The organism is Micromonospora lupini str. Lupac 08, from assembly GCF_000297395.2.
GTDB lineage: Bacteria > Actinomycetota > Actinomycetes > Mycobacteriales > Micromonosporaceae > Micromonospora > Micromonospora lupini.
This window is the reverse complement of the sequence record NZ_HF570108.1, coordinates 1531842-1547727: the sequence shown is the minus strand read 5'-3', so window position 1 is coordinate 1547727 and position 15886 is coordinate 1531842. Positions and strand designations below refer to the sequence as shown.

The window sequence follows — 15886 nt, the reverse complement described above, 5'->3', positions numbered from 1 at the left end:
GGCGCGCGGCGCCCGGTGGCGGCTCAGGCCTGGCCGACCTCGAACCGCACGAAGCGGGTGACCTCGATGCCGGCCTCGGCCAGCACCTGCTTCACCGTCTTCTTGTTGTCGGCCACGGACGACTGCTCGACGAGGACGTAGTCCTTGAAGAAGGAGTTCACCCGACCGTCGACGATCTTCGGCAGGGCCGCCTCGGGCTTGTTCTCCTCGCGGGCGGTCTGCTCGGCGATGCGCCGCTCGGACTCGACGACCTCGGCCGGAACCTCGTCCCGGGTGAGGTACTTCGGCCGCATGGCGGCGATCTGCATGGCGACGCCACGGGCGTCGGCGTCGCCCGCCTCGTCGGACTTGCCGGTGTACGACACCAGCACGCCGACGGCCGGCGGCAGGTCCTGGGCCTTGCGGTGCAGGTAGACCGCGGTGGTGCCCTCGACCTTGGCGAACCGGTTGAGCACCAGCTTCTCGCCGATCTTGGCGGACTGCTCCTGGACCAGGTCGGCGACGACCTTGCCGTCGAGCTCGGAGGCGAGCAGCTCCTCGGCGCTGGTCACGCCGGAACGCTCGCCGTGCTCCACCAGCTGCTGGGCCAGCGCGATGAACGACTCGGTCTTGGCGACGAAGTCGGTCTCGCAGTTGAGCTCGAGCAGCGCCTTGCCGGAGTGGGCGACCAGGCCGTTGGCGGCCGTACGGCCGGCCCGCTTGCCGACGTCCTTGGCGCCCTTGACGCGCAGGATCTCGATGGCCTTGTCGAAGTCGCCCTCGGCCTCGGTCAGCGCCTTCTTGCTGTCCATCATGCCGGCGCCGGTGAGGTCGCGGAGCTTCTTGACGTCCGCGGCGGTGATTTGGGACATGGCTCTCTCTTCGGTGTTGAGACGGCGTGTGGATGGTCAGAGGTGCCGGTTACCCGGATCCGGGCGGATCGTGCCCGGCGTACCGCCACTGCCCGCCGTTCGCGAAAACGGACGGCGGGCAGCGACGGTGCGGGTCACTCCGCGGTGGCGGCCGCCGGCTGCTCGGTGGCGGCCTGCGCCGGCTGCTCCGGGGTGGCGGGCTGCTCGGCGGCGGGCTGCTCGGCGGCGGCAGCGGCCGGCTGCTCGGCCGGGGCGGCCGACTCGTCGGCCTTCTTCGGCTCCAGCAGCTCGCGCTCCCACTCGGTCAGCGGCTCGTCGGTCGCGACACCCTCGGGCTTCTCGTCGTTGCCCCGGCGACGGCCGGAACGCGCGATCAGACCGTCCGCGACGGCGGCCGCGACGACCTTGGTCAGCAGCTCGGCCGAGCGGATCGCGTCGTCGTTGCCCGGGATCGGGAAGTCGACCTCGTCCGGGTCACAGTTGGTGTCGAGGACGGCGATCACCGGGATGCCCAGCTTGCGGGCCTCGTCGACGGCGATGTGCTCCTTCTTGGTGTCGACGATCCAGACCGCGGCCGGCAGCTTCTGCATGTCCCGCAGACCACCCAGCGTGCGGGTCAGCTTGATCTTCTCGCGGGAGAGCTGCAGGGTCTCCTTCTTGGTGTAACCGGCGGCGGTGCCGCTGAGGTCACCCAGGCCCTCCAGCTCCTTCATCCGCTGGAGCCGCTTGTACACCGTCTGGAAGTTGGTCAGCATGCCACCGAGCCAGCGGTGGTTGACGTACGGCTGACCGACCCGGGTCGCCTGCTCGGCGATGGCCTCCTGGGCCTGCTTCTTGGTGCCGACGAAGAGGATGCTGCCACCCTCCGCGACGGTTCCACGCACGAACTCGTACGCCTTCTCGATGTAGTCGAGAGTCTGGCGCAGGTCGATGATGTAGATGCCGTTGCGCTCGGTCATGATGAAGCGCTTCATCTTCGGGTTCCAGCGCCGGGTCTGGTGCCCGAAGTGGACACCGCTCTCCAGCAGCTGGCGCATGGTCACGACGGCCATGGTTGGGTTACTCCTCAAGATCCCTGGTTGTCACGCCCGGCCGGTGGCCGGGCGTCCTGGCGCCTGGTCGCCGGCCCATGGTGGGCCCGATCAAGATCGGGACCAGGGAGGCCGTCGCTTCACGACGATTCGTGAAGAGGGCGCGCGAGGTCGACCGCACGAGGCGGTCGCCAGTTGGCCAGTGTACGCCCCTTCCCCGCCCCCCGACCTCCGGGTGCGCGCGGGCGGAGCGGCGGCGCGGAGATCAGCCGCCGGGGTTGGCGGAGCTGGATCAGCGGCCGGGGTTGCTCTGCGCGGTGATCAGCCGGCGGGTCGGCGGCGCGGCGTCAGCCGGAGGGTCAGCCGGCGGCCCGGCTTTGTCGGGGTCAGCCGGCGGCCCGGCTTTGTCGGGGTCAGCCGGCAGGTCGGCTGCGTCGGGGTCAGCCGGCAGGTCGGCTGCGTCGGGGTCAGCCGGCGGCGAGGGCGGCGGCGACGAAGAGCACCAGGCCGACGGTCAGGTACGCCGTCGGAGGGCGCAGCCAGCCCCGTCCGCTGTCGGAGAGCGCCAGTCCGCCGGTTCTGAGCCCGTACAGCCCCGATGCGAAGATCGGCAGCCCGGCGACCAGGCAGATGCCCACCACGACGTTGCCGGCGTCCAGGGGGTCGCCGGTGACGCCCGCCAGCAACACCCGCAGCGCCGGGACCTCGAAGATCAACGCCAGCAGGGCGAAGAGCGCGGCCAGCGCCGGGCGGCGGGTCCGGTAGACACCGTCGGCCGGCTGGGGGTACGCCAGCGGCTCGCCGACGGGCAGGTCGGGACGAGGGCCGATCCCCGGCATCGGGCCGGTCGGCATCTCCAGCGGGTGCGGCTGGTCCCCGCCGCCCCGGGTCGGCTCGATGATCGGATATCCGGCGAGCGGGGCGGGCCGGGTCGGGTCGGCGAGAACCCCGGCCGCCGGCCCGGCGTCTGGGGTGGCCGCCGGCGCGGTGTCACGGAGGGCCGCTGACCCGGTGTCTCGGAGGGCCGCCGGCCCGGCGTCTCGGGCGGCTTCCGGCGTGGACGTACTCACCGGCTCCCGGGCGGCTCGGCGGCCGGGCAGCTCACCGGAGATCTCCGAGGGGTCCCGATCCGCCCTGCGGGAGCGGGTCGCCCGGTAACCGTCCCCCTCCGTACGCGCGTCACCCAACGGGTCGACCACGCCGAAACGTCCCGAGTCGGGCTCGCTGCCGCCGAACCTCCCCGGTGCGGTGTCGATGGCGCCGAAGCGCCCGGAGTCCGACTCGGGCCGGCCCACGTCCAGCGCGCTCAGACGACCCGAATCCGACTCGGGCGTACCACCGAAGCGGCCCACGTCCACCGCGCCGAAGCGGCCAGAGCCCGGCTCCGGCGTACCGCCGAAGCGCCCCGAGTCCGGCTCCCGGCGTCGGCCGACGCCGGTGTCCTCGACGGATCGGCTGTCCTCGACGCCGCGCTGCTCGGGGATCTCGCCGTCCCGGTACCGCGGCTCACCCGCGCCGCGCCACTCGGAATCGCCGTAACCGCGGGCCCGCTCGTCGGGGTACCAGCGCGACTCCTGATCTTCCGGAAAGCTCCGTCGTCCGTCCACGTCAGGCACCGTATGCGACAGGCCACGCCCGCGCCATTTCAGCCCGCCCGGCCGACCGCCGACCGCCGACCGCCGCGCTCGGATAGCGCTGCGGTGCTGCGGCACCTTGATCAGGTGATGAAAAGTAGGTCGGCAGCGGTCCTGACGCCTATTTCTCATCACCTGATCAAGGCGGGCCCATCGGGAGCGCGGCCAGCCCGTGCTGCCGGCCTCGGTCGGAGGCTCACGCCCACCTAGCACAGGGCGGGCTTGATCGTCCGGTTGTCCACAGGAGGCCCGTCGTCCACAGCCGGGCCGTCGCGGGGTCGCAATGCGCACACCCGGACGGGCACCGTCGCGGTCATGACGAAGCGGAACCAGGCGGTCGGAGCGTACGGCGAGCGGTGTGCCGCCCAGCACCTGAGCGAGGCGGGGCTGCGCCCGATCGTCCGGAACTGGCGCTGCCCGCAGGGCGAGATCGACATCATCGCCTGGGACGGGCCGGTCCTCGCGTTCTGCGAGGTGAAGACGCGCCGGGGCGACATGTTCGGCACACCGGCCGAGGCCGTCGTACCGGCCAAGGCCCGTCGCCTGCGCGGGCTCGCCGCGCGCTGGCTCGCCGAGACCGGCACGAGCGCCGACGAGGTGCGGTTCGACGTGCTGTCGGTACGACTGCCCGACACCGGTCCCGCGCAGGTCGACCACCTGAAGGGCGCGTTCTGAGATGCGCGGCCGACGCATCGGTGACGCCCCATGAGCTACGCGAAGGTGCTCTGCGTGGGACTGGTCGGCGTCACCGGCCACCTCGTCGAGGTCGAGGCGGACCTGGCCGCCGGCCTGCCGGCCGTGGTGATCTCCGGCCTGCCGGACACCGCCCTGCACGAGGCCCGCGACCGGGTCCGCGCCGCAGTCGTCAACTCCGGCCAACGCTGGCCGAACCGGCGGATCACGCTGAACCTGCTGCCCGCGACGCTGCCGAAGTTCGGCTCGGCGTTCGATTTGGCCATCGCCGCCGCGCTGCTGGGCGGCTCGGGTGAGCTGCCGCTGCTTCCGCTGGAGGGGGTCGTGGTCCTCGGTGAGCTGGGCCTGGACGGGACGGTCCGGCCGGTGCGCGGGGTGCTGCCCATGGTCGCCGCCGCGGCCAGAGCGGGCGTCGAACGGGTCATCGTGCCGACCGGCAACGCCGCCGAGGCCGCGGTCATCCCCGGCGTACGGGTGCGGGCGGTGGACACGCTGCACCGGCTGGTCTCCTTCGTGCGCGACGGCAGCCCGCTGATCGAACCACCGCCGGACGCCCCGGCACCGGATCCCGTCGGCCCCGACCTCGCCGAGGTCGCCGGGCAGGAGCTGGGCCGGCGCGCGCTGGAGGTCGCCGCGGCGGGTGGGCACCACATCGCGCTGCTCGGCCCTCCCGGTGCCGGCAAGACGATGTTGGCCGAACGGCTGCCGTCGCTCCTGCCCGAGCTGGACGACGACGCGGCGCTGGAGGTGACGGCGCTGCACTCGGTCGCCGGGCTGCTGCCGCCGGGTGGTCGACTGCTGCGCCGCCCGCCGTTCCAGGCGCCGCACCACACGGCGACGGTCCCGTCCCTCGTCGGCGGCGGTTCCGGGCTGGCCCGCCCCGGCGCGGTGTCGCTGGCCCACCGTGGGGTGCTCTTCCTGGACGAGGCCCCGGAGTTCAGCAAGGGCGCGCTTGAGGCGCTGCGCCAGCCACTGGAGAACGGTCGCATCCATCTGAGCCGCAGCGGGGGCGGCACCGAGTACCCGGCCCGGACCCAACTGGTGCTGGCCGCCAACCCATGCCCGTGCGCGAAGCCGTCCGGCGACGCGTACTGCGAGTGCTCGCCGCTGGCCCGCCGCCGCTACCTGGGCCGGCTCTCCGGGCCGCTGCTCGACCGGATCGACGTGCAGGTGCGGCTGATGCCCGTGCGGGCGGCGGAGCTGATGGCGTCCGTTGGCGACGCCGAGTCCTCGGCCACTGTCGCCGCCCGGGTAGCGGCGGCCCGCCGCGCTGCGGCCACGCGCTGGGCCGGCCTCGGGCGGCGACTCAACGCCGAGGTCGACGGCCCGCTCCTGCGCCGCCCGCCGTGGCGGCTACCGGCGCTGGTCACCGCCGAGCTGCGCGGCCGACTCGACTCCGGCTCGCTCTCGGCGCGGGGCTTCGACCGGGTGATCCGGATGGCCTGGACCATCGCGGACCTGGACGGCCGGGACCGGCCGGACCGCGAGGACGTACGAGAGGCGATTCAACTACGGACGGGGGAGGCGGCATGAGCGCCGACGAGGAGAGCAGGCTGGCCCGGGTGGCGTTGACCTGGTTGGCCGAGCCGGGCACCCGGGCGGTGCACCAGTTGGTCGACCGTCTGGGCCCGGTGGCGACACTTGATCTGTTGCTCGACGGCGGCAGCCCCGATGGCTGGCTGCACAGCACGGTGGCCGCCCGGTCGGCCGCCGGTGACGCACGAGCGGTCGCCGCCGAGGCGTTGGCGAGGGCCGACCGCCTCGGCGCTCGCCTGGTCACCCCCGATGACGAGGAGTGGCCGGCCCGGGTGGCCGGTCTGAAGACGCTCCGGTTGCCGGACGCCACCCGCCGGGTGGATGTCGAGACCGCACCTCCGCTCTGCTTCTGGGTACGCGGAGCCTGGCCGCTGGGCGAGGCGCTGGAGCGGTCGGTGGCGGTGGTCGGTGCGCGGGCGGCCACCGGCTACGGCCAGCACGTCGCCACGGACCTGGGGTACGGGCTGGCCGAGCGGGACTGGACAGTGGTCTCCGGCGGCGCGTTCGGCATCGACGCCGCCGCCCACCGGGGCGCCCTCAACGCCGACGGGTTGACGGTCGCGGTGCTGGCCTGTGGGGTGGACCGGCCGTACCCCATGGGCAACACCGCGCTCTTCGACCGGATCGCCGACACCGGGCTGCTGGTCAGCGAGTGGCCGCCCGGCGCCGAGCCGCTCCGCCCCCGGTTCCTGATCCGCAACCGGGTCATCGCCGGGGGCACCCTCGGCACCGTCGTGGTGGAGGCGTCGGCGCGCAGCGGCGCGACGCAGACCGCCCGACGGGCCATCCACACCGGGCGGGTCGCGATGGTCGTGCCCGGGCCGGTGACCTCGGCGATGTCCGTCGGCGCGCACGAGCTGCTACGCGAGTGCTCCAAGGCGCGGCTGGTCACCGGGGTGGCACACGTGCTCGAGGAGGTGGGTCGGATCGGCGCGGACCTGGCCCCGCTGGCCCGTGGCCCCCAACGGCCGGCCGACACGTTGGACGACGACGCCCGATCCCTGCTGGAGGCGTTGCCCCGCCGGGGCGTACGGGGTGTGGACGCGCTCGCCGCCCGCGCCGGCCTGAACGTGCGTACCGCGCTGCGCAAGCTGTCGTTGCTGGAGGAGCTGTCCATGGTGGTGCGCCGCGACGACGGCTATGCCCTCGCCCCGACCACCAAACCGAAAGGCGGCGCGTGAGCGGTCACGGGTGGCGACACCGACGCTGGCGCGGCCGGCGGTGCGTGACACTCGGCCGTACGGAGACCGTTCCGCCGTCTGAGGGATACGGGGGAGTCCGAGACCGGAGGGACGAGGGCTCGGCGTTACTGCTCTTCAGCGGAAGCGTCCGGCCTACTGCGGAACCGTTCGGCGTTGCGGAACCGGTTGATCGCGAGGTGTCGGACCCAGCCGAGGAAGCGCGCGTACATCTCGACTGGGTTCGGGGGCTCCGGGTAGAGCCCGCACAGGTCCCGGGTCGCCTCCCCCAGGCAGTCAGCCATGTCCATCGCCAGGAACCGGGACTCGTCGATGTATTCGGCGGCCAGATCTGCGCGGGCTCGACCACACGGCCAGGGCTGGGCATCGGCCGCGCAGAACCAGAACGGCCGGACGGGGGCGTGCCGCTGAAGGTCGCTCACCGCTGGATCCCCCGGTACCGAATCGGCGACCAGCGGCTCAACCGGCGCAGGGGTGGATGCGCGTTGTTCAGGACCGAGTTCACCGAGCCGAAGACCACTCCGGGTGCCCGCTGGGCTCGGTCGAGGTCTGCCGTGATTTGTGCGATGGCGGCCAGGCGACTGCGTGCATCGAATAGCTGCCGCCGCGCGAGCCGGAGCGAGGTTTCCAGCTCGATGACCCGCTCATCTAGTCGGTTCAGTTCTTCGTCTGGTGCCACGTCAACCTCCCGGGGTGGGGTCGGAGCGGCACCCCGCCCGCCGCGAAACTCGCCACTGGGCGGGGGCCTCGCCCCAGGAGACCCCAGTTCTACTGGGTTGTCAATCTGTAAGTGACGATCGTAAACGGCGAGTCGTGCATACCTTCGGCTTGTGAAGCGACCGCGCTTGTACGGGCCTGGCGAGCTGGCCGCCCTGTTCAACGTGTCGCGGCAGCGGGTCCTACAGATCACCCGCAGACCCGGCTTTCCCAAACCCCTCGCCCGCCTGATCGGCATGAACGTTTGGGACGCCGACGAGGTTGACGAGTGGGCCCAGCACAACCGCCCGCCCCGCCCAACCGACGGGGACGAGGAGTAGCCCTTCCGCCCGTCCTGAGGTCCTCCCGAAACACGCAGCGGCCCAGGGCAGTAGCCGCAGTCGGGACTGTCGCCTTCCGGGGCCCGCGCAACGCATGGCCAGACGAACCACCACGATGCACGGTCATGGTGACGACACCGGCACCAGCGTGACCAGCGGTGCCCGATCCTCGGCCGTAGGCTGGTGCCGTGCCAACTGTCAGTGCAGGCGCAGCCACCGCTACGCGGTCATGGGCGCGGTGGCCGTGAGCAGGTCCGGCCGGGGCACCCGGGTCATCCACCAGGAGCTGCCGCCGGCGCTGCGGGACGCTGTCGACGACTTCGCCGAGCACCTCGCCCGGGTCCGCAACCGGTCGGCGCACACCGTCCGCGCGTACGTCACCGATGTGGTCTCCTTGCTCGACCACGCCGTGCGGATGGGCTGCGTCGAGCTGGCCGAGCTGGACCTGTCGGTGCTGCGGAGCTGGCTGGCCCGGCAACGGACCACCGGCGCAGCCCGTACGTCACTGGCCCGCCGGGCCGCCTCGGCACGGGCGTTCAGCGCGTGGGCGCACCGCGCCGGGCTGCTCCCCGCCGACATGGGCGCCGCGCTGGCCAGCCCGCGTGCCCACCGGGAGTTGCCAAGCGTCCTCCGTGCCGACCAGGCCGCCGCCTTGGTCGAGGCACCGGCCCGGAAGCCGAAGACCGCACAGGGCACGACCACGACGGCTGCGCTGCCGGACGGGGCAGCGACGACGGGAGCCACCGTCGACGCGTCGGATGCGGCAGCCGCCGAGGCGGTGCTGTTGCGCGACCGGGTTCTGCTGGAGCTGCTCTACGCGACGGGCGTGCGGGTCAGCGAAGCGTGTGGGCTGGACGTCGGGGACGTCGACCACGGCCGCCGGGTGATCCGGGTGTTCGGCAAGGGCGGGCGGGAGCGTGCGGTGCCCTACGGGGTGCCCGCCCAGCGGGCCCTGGACGACTGGCTGCGCCGGGGCCGACCGCTGTTGGCGGGCGCCCGCTCCGGCGACGCGCTGCTGCTCGGCGCCCGGGGTGGCCGGCTCAACCCGACGACCGCGCGTCAGCTCGTCGGCGGGTACGCCGAGACGGCCGGCCTTCCCCGCACCAGCCCGCACGCGCTGCGCCACTCCGCGGCCACCCATCTGCTGGAGGGCGGCGCCGACCTGCGCGCCGTGCAGGAGCTGCTCGGCCACTCGTCGCTGGCCAGCACGCAGATCTACACCCACGTCTCGGTGGAACGGTTGCGGGCCGCCTACCGGCAGGCTCACCCCCGCGCCTGATCAAGGGCCGAGAGGCCGGGCCGCCCGACGGTTACGATCATCAGGTGAGCGTCCCGCAGCCCCCCGAGCCGATCCCGGGCGCCCGCCTGCTCTTCAGCCTGGACCCGGCGGTCAGCCATCTCAACCACGGCTCGTTCGGCGCGGTGCCGATCGGCGTGCAGCGAGCCCAGCAGCGGCTGCGCGACGAGATGGAGGCCAATCCGCTGCGCTTCTTCACCCAGGGGCTCGTCGACCGGATCGCGCACACCCGCCGGCACCTCGCCGGGTTCCTGGGCGCCGACCCGGACGGCAGCGCGCTGATCGGCAACACCACCACCGGCGTCGCCGTGGTGCTCCAGTCGGTGGGCCTGCAACCAGGTGACGAGGTGCTCACCACCGACCACGGGTACGGGGCGGTGAGCCTGGCCATCCAGCGGGAGTGCCGCCGCACCGGGGCGGTCAGCCGCGTCCTGCCGATTCCGCTGGCCGCCACCGACGAGCAGATCGTGCAGATCATCCGGGCCGGCCTGCGCCCGGGGCGGACGCGGCTGCTCGTCGTCGACCAGCTCACCTCGGCCACCGCCCGGCTCTTCCCGACCGCCGCCATCGTCGGGGTGGCCCACGAGAACGGCGTGCCCGTCCTGGTGGACGCCGCACACGCCCCGGGCATGCTGGCCACTCCGGTGAGCAGCATCGGCGCCGACTTCTGGGCGGGCAACCTGCACAAGTGGGGATACGCCCCGCGGGGCACCGCCCTGCTGGCGGTGGCCCCACAGTGGCGCGAGCGGATCGAGCCGTTGGTGGTCTCGTGGGAGCAGGAAGCCGGCTTCCCGGCCCGGGTCGAATGGCAGGCCACCCTCGACTACACCTCCTGGCTTGCCGCCCCGGCGGGACTGTTCACGCTGCGCAGCCTCGGCGTCGACCGGGTGCGGGAGCACAACGCCGCGCTCGCCGCGTACGGCCAGCGGGTGGTGGGGGACGCCCTGGGGGTGGCCCCCGCCGATCTGCCCGACCCCGGCGGACCGGGGGTGGCGCTGCGTCTCATCCCGCTGCCGGCCGGCATGGGCACCACGATCGACGCGGCGCGGGCGTTGCAGGCGCGGATCGGTGAGCGGCTCGCCGCCGAGGTGGCGGTGATGAGCTGGAACGGCCGAGGGTGGTTGCGGCTCACCGGCCAGGTGTACAACGCCGCCGACGAGTACGAACGGCTGGCCGTGCGGCTGCCGGCGCTGCTCGCCCAGCGCTGACCGGCCGGCCGGGAGCGGACCAGCGGGGAGCGGACACCGGGACCGGACCGACCGGGAGCAGGCGCACCGGGCCGAGGCCGAGCAGGGCCAGCGGGTCGAGATACTCCTCGCCCCGGCGAAGGCCCCAGTGCAGGCACGCCTCGGCCGGGCAACCCGGATGCCCGGGAAGCAGTTCGCCAAGCGGCGTGCCGGCGGTGACCGGCTGGCCGGGGCGTACGGCGGGTTGGACCGGCTCGTGGGTGGTCCGCAGCCCGTTGGCGTGCCCCACGGTGACGACCGGTCGACCGGCCACCAGCCCGGCGAAGAGCACGGTGCCCGGCCCGGCGCTGCGGACGACCGCTCCGGCCGGAGCGGCCAGGTCGACGCCACGGTGGCCCGGCAGCCACGGTCGGGGCGGCGGGTCGAACCGGCGCACCGGGCGGGGTGGCCCGTCGACCGGCCAGCGGAACCGGCCGGCGGGGTCGGCGGGCGCCGGGTCGGCGAGCGGGACGGTCCGCGCGGCGACCGGCACCGTGGGCGTCGGTGGTTGACCGGGCACCGCGGCGACCAGCACCGCCAGCACGCAGAGCTGGATGGTCAGTGCGAGCGGGAGCGCGGCGCTGAGCAGCAGCGTGCGGCGGATCGAACGGACGGGTCCTGGTCGCATGACGGCAGCCTCCGGCCGAGGCCGGGTCGTCCGCCAGCCCGAACGCCGGAGCTGTGGACAACCGGAGGCGCTGTGGACGACCACCCAACGGCGCCGGTGATCTGTTATGTGGACGCGTCTCCGGCCCGCCGCCCACCGGACCAGGTCACCACCACCGGGCCGCCACACAGGGCCTAGGCTGGGCCGGGTACGGCGGGTGCCGCCGTCTGCACCGGGGAGGCCGCGCATGACCACTGTCGACGACCGGGGGCCGCGCGTGGCCGACGTGAGCGGCCCGTCGCGGCTCGCCGAGCCCGACGAGGCGATAAGTGCCGACGAGTTGCAGCTCGCCGCGCGCAACCACGGCCTTCCGCTGGAGGCGCTGCGGTACGACGTCACCCCGGCCGGGCTGCACTATCTGCTGATCCACTACGACATTCCGGAGCTGGATCCGGCGTCGCACGCGTTGACAGTCGGCGGCGCGGTCGACCGGCCGATGACCGTCACCCTGGCCGACCTGCGCGAGCGACCCCGGGTCACCCACCGGGTCACCCTGGAGTGCGCCGGCAACGGCCGGGCTCTTCTGCACCCCCGGCCGGTGAGCCAACCCTGGCTGGTCGAGGCGGTCGGCAACGCCGAGTGGACCGGTACGCCCCTGGCGCCGCTGCTGCGCGAGGCGGGCCTGGCCGCGGACGCGGTAGACGTCGTCTTCACCGGCGCCGACCACGGCGTCGAGCGCGGTGTCGAGCAGGACTACCAGCGGGCGCTGCCGGTGGCCGACGCGCTGCGCGAGGAGGTGCTGCTGGCGTACGAGATGAACGGCGCTCCCCTGCTGCCGCAGCACGGCGCCCCGCTGCGGCTGATCGTGCCCGGTTGGTACGGCATGGCGCACGTCAAGTGGCTGCACTCGGTCGAGGTCCGGACGGAGCCGTTCGAGGGGTACCAGAACGCGGTGGCGTACCGGCTGCGTCGCGACGCCGACGACCCGGGCGTGCCGGTCACCCGGATCGAGCCGCGCGCGCTGGTCCGCCCGCCGGGTTTTCCCGACTTCATGACGCGCCGTCGGGTGCTGCCGCCGGGACCGTGCACTCTGGACGGTCGGGCCTGGTCGGGGCACGCACCGGTGGTCGCTGTGGAGGTGAGCGTGGACGGCGGGGCGAGCTGGGCGCCGGCCGAGCTGGACCCGGCGACGGGCGGGGAGTTCGCCTGGCGACGGTGGCGGCACGAGTGGACGGCGACGCCGGGCCGGTACGTGCTCAGCGCGCGGGCGACCGACGCGTCCGGGCGGACCCAGCCGGTCGAGCAGCCGTGGAACCGTGGCGGCTTCGCCAACAACCTGGTGCAGCGCGTCGAGGTCGTGGTGCCGGCCGAGTGATCGGCGCGGCGGGCCGCGTCACGGCTGGGGGGACCGTGGCGTGGCCGAGGGTCGTCAGCCGCCGAAGCCGGAGTCGGCGGGCAGCGAGATGTCGGGCTTCTCCAACTCCTCGACGTTGACGTCCTTGAAGGTCATCACTCGGACGTTCTTCACGAAGCGGGCAGGACGATACATGTCCCACACCCAGGCGTCGTGCATCTCGACCTCGAAGTAGACCTCGCCGTCGGAGTTGCGCACGTGCAGGTCGACCTGGTTGGCCAGGTAGAACCGGCGCTCCGTCTCCACCACGTAGGAGAATTGGCGGACAATGTCGCGGTACTCCCGGTAGAGCTGCAGCTCCATCTCGGTCTCGTACTTCTCGAGATCTTCCGCGCTCATCGCACTCCGCCTTCCATGACCACATCTTCCCCCACCGGCGCCGGAGGTCGAGGCTGCTCGCCCAACGCCACGCCGACGGTACCCCCTGACGCCCAGGAGCGCTCCATCGGCTCGTCCGACGCCGGGCCGACGGGCCGTCGGGCGCGCGGCGGCCGGCCGTCGCGGCCGGAGACCGCGGCGACATTGACGTACGAGAAGCGGTGCTCCCGGCACGGCCCGTGCTCGCGCAGCGCCGCGCTGTGCTCGGGCGTGATGTAGCCCTTGTGCTCGGCGAAGCCGTACGACGGGAACACCCCGTCCAGCTCCACCATGATCCGGTCCCGGGTGACCTTGGCGAGCACGCTTGCCGCCGCCACACACGCGGCCACCCGGTCGCCCTTCCACACCGCCAGGCCCGGCACGCCGAGACCGTCCACGCCGAAGCCGTCGGTAAGCACGTACTCCGGTCGGGTGGTGAGCGAGGCGAGCGCCCGGCGCATCGCGGCGAGGTTGCACACGTGCAGCCCTCGGGCGTCGACCTCGTCGGCCGGAATGACCACCACGGCGTACGCCAGGGCGCGGTCCACGACCTCGGCGTACACCCGCTCCCGGCTGGCCGGGGTGAGCAGCTTGGAGTCGGCCAGCCCGTCGATCTCGCCGCGTCGTCCCTCCGGCAGCACCGCCGCTGCGGCGACAAGTGGGCCGGCGCACGCGCCCCGGCCGGCCTCGTCGGCGCCCGCCACGTGCCGGAAGCCGCGCCGTTGCAGCGCCCGTTCCAGCGCGTACAGGCCGGCCTCCCGGCGCACGACGGTGCGCGGCGGGGTCAGCACGGTGCCTCTTCGGAGCGGGCCTCGGCAGCCGGCGGCAGGTGCCGGGCCAGCAGGTCGGGCAGCTCGGGCGGGTAGTACCTGTCGCCGCTGGCGGCCAGCTCGGCCGGCAGCCACCAGCGGTGACCGGCGATGCTGCGCTGCTCGATGTCGGTGAAGCCGACGGTGTCGACATGCCACGACGGCACCCGGAGCAGGAAGAAGTCCTGCTCCTGGCGGTACCAGCCGCCGTCGAACGGAAACTCGGTGGTGTCGGAGAAGACCGGCTCCCCCAGGTCGGCGGGATCGACCCGCAGCCCCGTCTCCTCGGCCAGCTCCCGTGCCGCGCCGGACGCCGGGGACTCCGCCTCGTCGAGTCCGCCGCCCGGTGTGAACCAGTAGCGGTGCTCGGGGCGGGCCGGGTCGAAGCCCCGGAACAGCAGGACCCGGCCGGCCGCGTCGACGAGCAGCACCCGGGCCGCGCGTCGAGGGGTGTAGACGGTCACCGCACCAGCCTGCCAGACGTGCGGCCGATCGCCCATGCCCCCGCCGGTTCTACGGCTTGGGAATACCGTCGAACTGGTCGGGCACCGTCAGCCAGGTGGCCCGGTTGACGGGCCAGAAGACGGTGAACGCCCGCCCGACGACCTCACCCTCGGGGATCGTGGCCTCGGTGATGTTCTGCCCGGACTGCTGCCAGTGCTCCAGCGAGTCACCCGAGGCCGACCTGTGGTCGCCCATCACCCACAGCCGACCCTTCGGCACGGTGATGTCGAACTCCTGGTCGGCAGGCTTGTCGCGCACCCCGTCGATCGAGAAGATGTACGGCTCGTCGAGCGACTTGCCGTTGATCATCAGCCGTTCCTGCGCGTCGCAGCAGACCACGTGGTCGCCGGGGATGCCGATCACCCGCTTGATGAAGTCCTCACCGTCGGGGTTGCCGCTCCACTCGGTGGGCGCCTTGAACACGATCACCTCGCCGCGGTGCGGTGACCGGAAGTCGTAGACCAGCTTGTTGACCAACACCCGGTCATCGATCTTGAGAGTGTTCTCCATGGACGGGGAGGGGATGAAGAAGGTCTGCAGCACGAAGGCGCGGACCAGCACCGCGACCAGGATCGCCACACCCAGCAGGATCGGCAGTTCCTTCCAGAAGGAGCTGCGCGGCTTGTCGGTCTGCTCGTCAATCACGCCAAGGAGCCTACGTTGCCGGACCGGACGGCACCGTCCGGAACGCGCGGGAACCCCTCAGCGCGGCCGCCAACGGGAGAATCAGGAGCACACCGCCCTGCGGGGACGGCCGGACCGGGGGCGCGCCGGAGGAGGCCGTAGCCGGCGCGGCCACGTCGTCGAAGGTCGACGGCACCGACAGCGCGGCCCAGCGCGACGAAGGCCAGACCACCATGAACGCCCGCCCGACCACGTTGTCGATCGGCACCGGCCCCTGGCAGCGCGCGTCCTGGGAAACCTCGCGGTGATCGCCCATCACGAAGATCTGACCCGGGGGTACGACCACCTCGTCGAACCGCCGGGACCGGCACTCCTGCGGATTCGGCGGCAGATCCAGTGGGGAGTCGCGCAGCACGTACGGCTCGTCGAGCGGGGTCCCGTTCACGGTGACCCGACCCTGGGAGTCGCAGCACTTCACCCGGTCACCGGGCAGGCCGATCACCCGCTTGATGAAGTCCTTCTCGCCGGGGCGGCTCACCCCGACCAGATCCCCCACGGTGCGGGCGACCTTGCCGGCGAACCCGGGCTCCGGCTGCTCGTCGACCTGCGGCGCCCAACGGTCGGTGCCCCGGAACACCACCACCTCGCCGCGCACCGGGTCACGGACGTCGTAGACGACCTTGTTGACAAGCACCCGGTCGCCGATGAGGAGGGTGTCCTCCATCGAACCGGACGGGATGAAGAACGCCTGGAGCAGGAACGTGCGGATCAGCACCGCGAGGCAGAACGCCACCACCAGCAGCAGTGGTAGCTCCTGCCAGAGGGGCATCTGCCGCCGGCCACGGCGCACCCGCCGGCGCCACGGATCGACGGTGCCGTCCTCGTCAAGCGTCTGCACCACGCCACTCCCCGGTCCGCAGAAACACCACCGCCCGGGAGCCTCGTCGAGGCTCCACGGGCGGTTGTGCACAGCTGCCCGCCACGTTGGCGGGGTCGCCGCTTGGCTGCGCCCGTACGACCAGGGTAGTGCGGTCTGATCGGTACGGCATACGCGCAGCTCAGGCGGC

18 protein-coding genes are annotated in these 15886 nt (G+C 73.0%); 7 read left to right on the top strand and 11 right to left on the bottom strand.

The features are described 5' to 3' along the window. Positions 1-23: 23 nt before the first annotated feature. From tsf to MILUP08_RS08345, 3 genes are all read right to left on the bottom strand, one after another. A complete protein-coding gene (gene tsf, locus MILUP08_RS08355; RefSeq protein ID WP_007456582.1) occupies positions 24-851 on the bottom strand; it encodes a translation elongation factor Ts in 828 nt (275 codons plus the stop codon). A gap of 134 nt (positions 852-985) precedes the next feature. Continuing rightward, complete coding sequence (gene rpsB / locus MILUP08_RS08350) at positions 986-1903, bottom strand: 30S ribosomal protein S2 (RefSeq protein WP_007456581.1); 918 nt, start codon at positions 1901-1903, stop codon at positions 986-988. Between the two features lie 446 nt (positions 1904-2349). Next, entirely contained in the window at positions 2350-3489 is a 1140-nt protein-coding gene (locus MILUP08_RS08345) for a hypothetical protein (protein ID WP_007456580.1), read from the bottom strand. 342 nt (positions 3490-3831) lie between these two features. Here MILUP08_RS08345 and MILUP08_RS08340 point away from each other — a divergent pair, with 342 nt between their 5' ends. Genes MILUP08_RS08340 through dprA form a run of 3 tightly spaced genes read left to right on the top strand, consistent with a single transcriptional unit; the run spans position 3832 to position 6926 of the window. Further along, complete coding sequence (locus MILUP08_RS08340; RefSeq protein WP_007456579.1) at positions 3832-4191, top strand: YraN family protein; 360 nt, start codon at positions 3832-3834, stop codon at positions 4189-4191. Between the two features lie 30 nt (positions 4192-4221). Beyond that, positions 4222-5742, top strand: coding sequence for a YifB family Mg chelatase-like AAA ATPase (locus MILUP08_RS08335; RefSeq protein ID WP_007456577.1), 1521 nt, complete (start codon positions 4222-4224; stop codon positions 5740-5742). Beyond that, positions 5739-6926, top strand: a complete 1188-nt coding sequence (gene dprA / locus MILUP08_RS08330; protein WP_007456575.1) for a DNA-processing protein DprA — start codon at positions 5739-5741, stop codon at positions 6924-6926. The genes MILUP08_RS08335 and dprA overlap by 4 nt, the downstream gene beginning before the upstream one ends. Before the next feature lie 125 nt (positions 6927-7051). Here dprA and MILUP08_RS08325 read toward each other — a convergent pair whose 3' ends face one another. Beyond that, positions 7052-7366 carry a hypothetical protein gene (locus tag MILUP08_RS08325; RefSeq protein WP_007456573.1) on the bottom strand — a complete coding sequence of 105 codons (315 nt, stop codon included), beginning with the start codon at positions 7364-7366 and terminating at the stop codon, positions 7052-7054. After that, positions 7363-7623 (bottom strand): hypothetical protein, encoded by a 261-nt coding sequence (locus tag MILUP08_RS35170; RefSeq protein ID WP_144056883.1) that lies wholly within the window; start codon positions 7621-7623, stop codon positions 7363-7365. Before MILUP08_RS35170 ends, MILUP08_RS08325 begins: the two co-directional genes overlap by 4 nt. A gap of 151 nt (positions 7624-7774) precedes the next feature. On the opposite strand from MILUP08_RS35170, the gene MILUP08_RS08320 reads away from it, so the two are divergent. From MILUP08_RS08320 to MILUP08_RS08310, 3 genes are all read left to right on the top strand, one after another. Then, complete coding sequence (locus MILUP08_RS08320) at positions 7775-7981, top strand: helix-turn-helix transcriptional regulator (RefSeq protein ID WP_007456571.1); 207 nt, start codon at positions 7775-7777, stop codon at positions 7979-7981. A 229-nt stretch (positions 7982-8210) separates the two neighbouring features. Then, positions 8211-9260, top strand: a complete 1050-nt coding sequence (locus MILUP08_RS08315) for a tyrosine recombinase XerC (RefSeq protein WP_007456569.1) — start codon at positions 8211-8213, stop codon at positions 9258-9260. A gap of 44 nt (positions 9261-9304) precedes the next feature. Further along, entirely contained in the window at positions 9305-10486 is a 1182-nt protein-coding gene (locus MILUP08_RS08310; protein WP_007456567.1) for an aminotransferase class V-fold PLP-dependent enzyme, read from the top strand. Here the strand turns inward: MILUP08_RS08310 and MILUP08_RS08305 are convergent. Further along, complete coding sequence (locus MILUP08_RS08305; protein WP_007456565.1) at positions 10407-11132, bottom strand: murein hydrolase activator EnvC family protein; 726 nt, start codon at positions 11130-11132, stop codon at positions 10407-10409. The genes MILUP08_RS08310 and MILUP08_RS08305 overlap by 80 nt on opposite strands. 226 nt (positions 11133-11358) lie before the next feature. On the opposite strand from MILUP08_RS08305, the gene MILUP08_RS08300 reads away from it, so the two are divergent. Next, positions 11359-12486, top strand: a complete 1128-nt coding sequence (locus MILUP08_RS08300; protein WP_007456563.1) for a sulfite oxidase — start codon at positions 11359-11361, stop codon at positions 12484-12486. Positions 12487-12540: 54 nt separating this feature from the next. On the opposite strand, the gene MILUP08_RS08295 is transcribed toward MILUP08_RS08300, so the two are convergent. The 5 genes from MILUP08_RS08295 to lepB (MILUP08_RS08275) are packed head-to-tail and all read right to left on the bottom strand — an operon-like array spanning position 12541 to position 15720. Continuing rightward, positions 12541-12864 carry a DUF2469 domain-containing protein gene (locus MILUP08_RS08295; RefSeq protein WP_007075222.1) on the bottom strand — a complete coding sequence of 108 codons (324 nt, stop codon included), beginning with the start codon at positions 12862-12864 and terminating at the stop codon, positions 12541-12543. Further along, positions 12861-13673, bottom strand: coding sequence for a ribonuclease HII (locus tag MILUP08_RS08290; RefSeq protein ID WP_007456554.1), 813 nt, complete (start codon positions 13671-13673; stop codon positions 12861-12863). The genes MILUP08_RS08295 and MILUP08_RS08290 overlap by 4 nt, the downstream gene beginning before the upstream one ends. Further along, positions 13667-14155 carry an NUDIX hydrolase gene (locus tag MILUP08_RS08285; protein WP_083915974.1) on the bottom strand — a complete coding sequence of 163 codons (489 nt, stop codon included), beginning with the start codon at positions 14153-14155 and terminating at the stop codon, positions 13667-13669. The genes MILUP08_RS08290 and MILUP08_RS08285 overlap by 7 nt, the downstream gene beginning before the upstream one ends. Positions 14156-14204: 49 nt before the next feature. After that, complete coding sequence (lepB, locus tag MILUP08_RS08280; RefSeq protein WP_007456552.1) at positions 14205-14840, bottom strand: signal peptidase I; 636 nt, start codon at positions 14838-14840, stop codon at positions 14205-14207. A gap of 10 nt (positions 14841-14850) precedes the next feature. Then, positions 14851-15720 carry a signal peptidase I gene (gene lepB, locus MILUP08_RS08275; RefSeq protein ID WP_039905631.1) on the bottom strand — a complete coding sequence of 290 codons (870 nt, stop codon included), beginning with the start codon at positions 15718-15720 and terminating at the stop codon, positions 14851-14853. Between the last annotated feature and the right edge of the window lie 166 nt (positions 15721-15886).

Bases quoted from the DNA above. Each gene is read 5' to 3' on its own strand.
- MILUP08_RS08305 (WP_007456565.1), bottom strand. From the start codon at position 11,132: ATGCGACCAGGACCCGTCCGTTCGATCCGCCGCACGCTGCTGCTCAGC.
- MILUP08_RS08315 (WP_007456569.1), top strand. From the start codon at position 8,211: ATGGGCGCGGTGGCCGTGAGCAGGTCCGGCCGGGGCACCCGGGTCATC.
- MILUP08_RS08335 (WP_007456577.1), top strand. From the start codon at position 4,222: ATGAGCTACGCGAAGGTGCTCTGCGTGGGACTGGTCGGCGTCACCGGC.
- dprA (WP_007456575.1), top strand. From the start codon at position 5,739: ATGAGCGCCGACGAGGAGAGCAGGCTGGCCCGGGTGGCGTTGACCTGG.
- MILUP08_RS08340 (WP_007456579.1), top strand. From the start codon at position 3,832: ATGACGAAGCGGAACCAGGCGGTCGGAGCGTACGGCGAGCGGTGTGCC.
- MILUP08_RS08295 (WP_007075222.1), bottom strand. From the start codon at position 12,864: ATGAGCGCGGAAGATCTCGAGAAGTACGAGACCGAGATGGAGCTGCAG.
- rpsB (WP_007456581.1), bottom strand. From the start codon at position 1,903: ATGGCCGTCGTGACCATGCGCCAGCTGCTGGAGAGCGGTGTCCACTTC.
- MILUP08_RS08300 (WP_007456563.1), top strand. From the start codon at position 11,359: ATGACCACTGTCGACGACCGGGGGCCGCGCGTGGCCGACGTGAGCGGC.
- tsf (WP_007456582.1), bottom strand. From the start codon at position 851: ATGTCCCAAATCACCGCCGCGGACGTCAAGAAGCTCCGCGACCTCACC.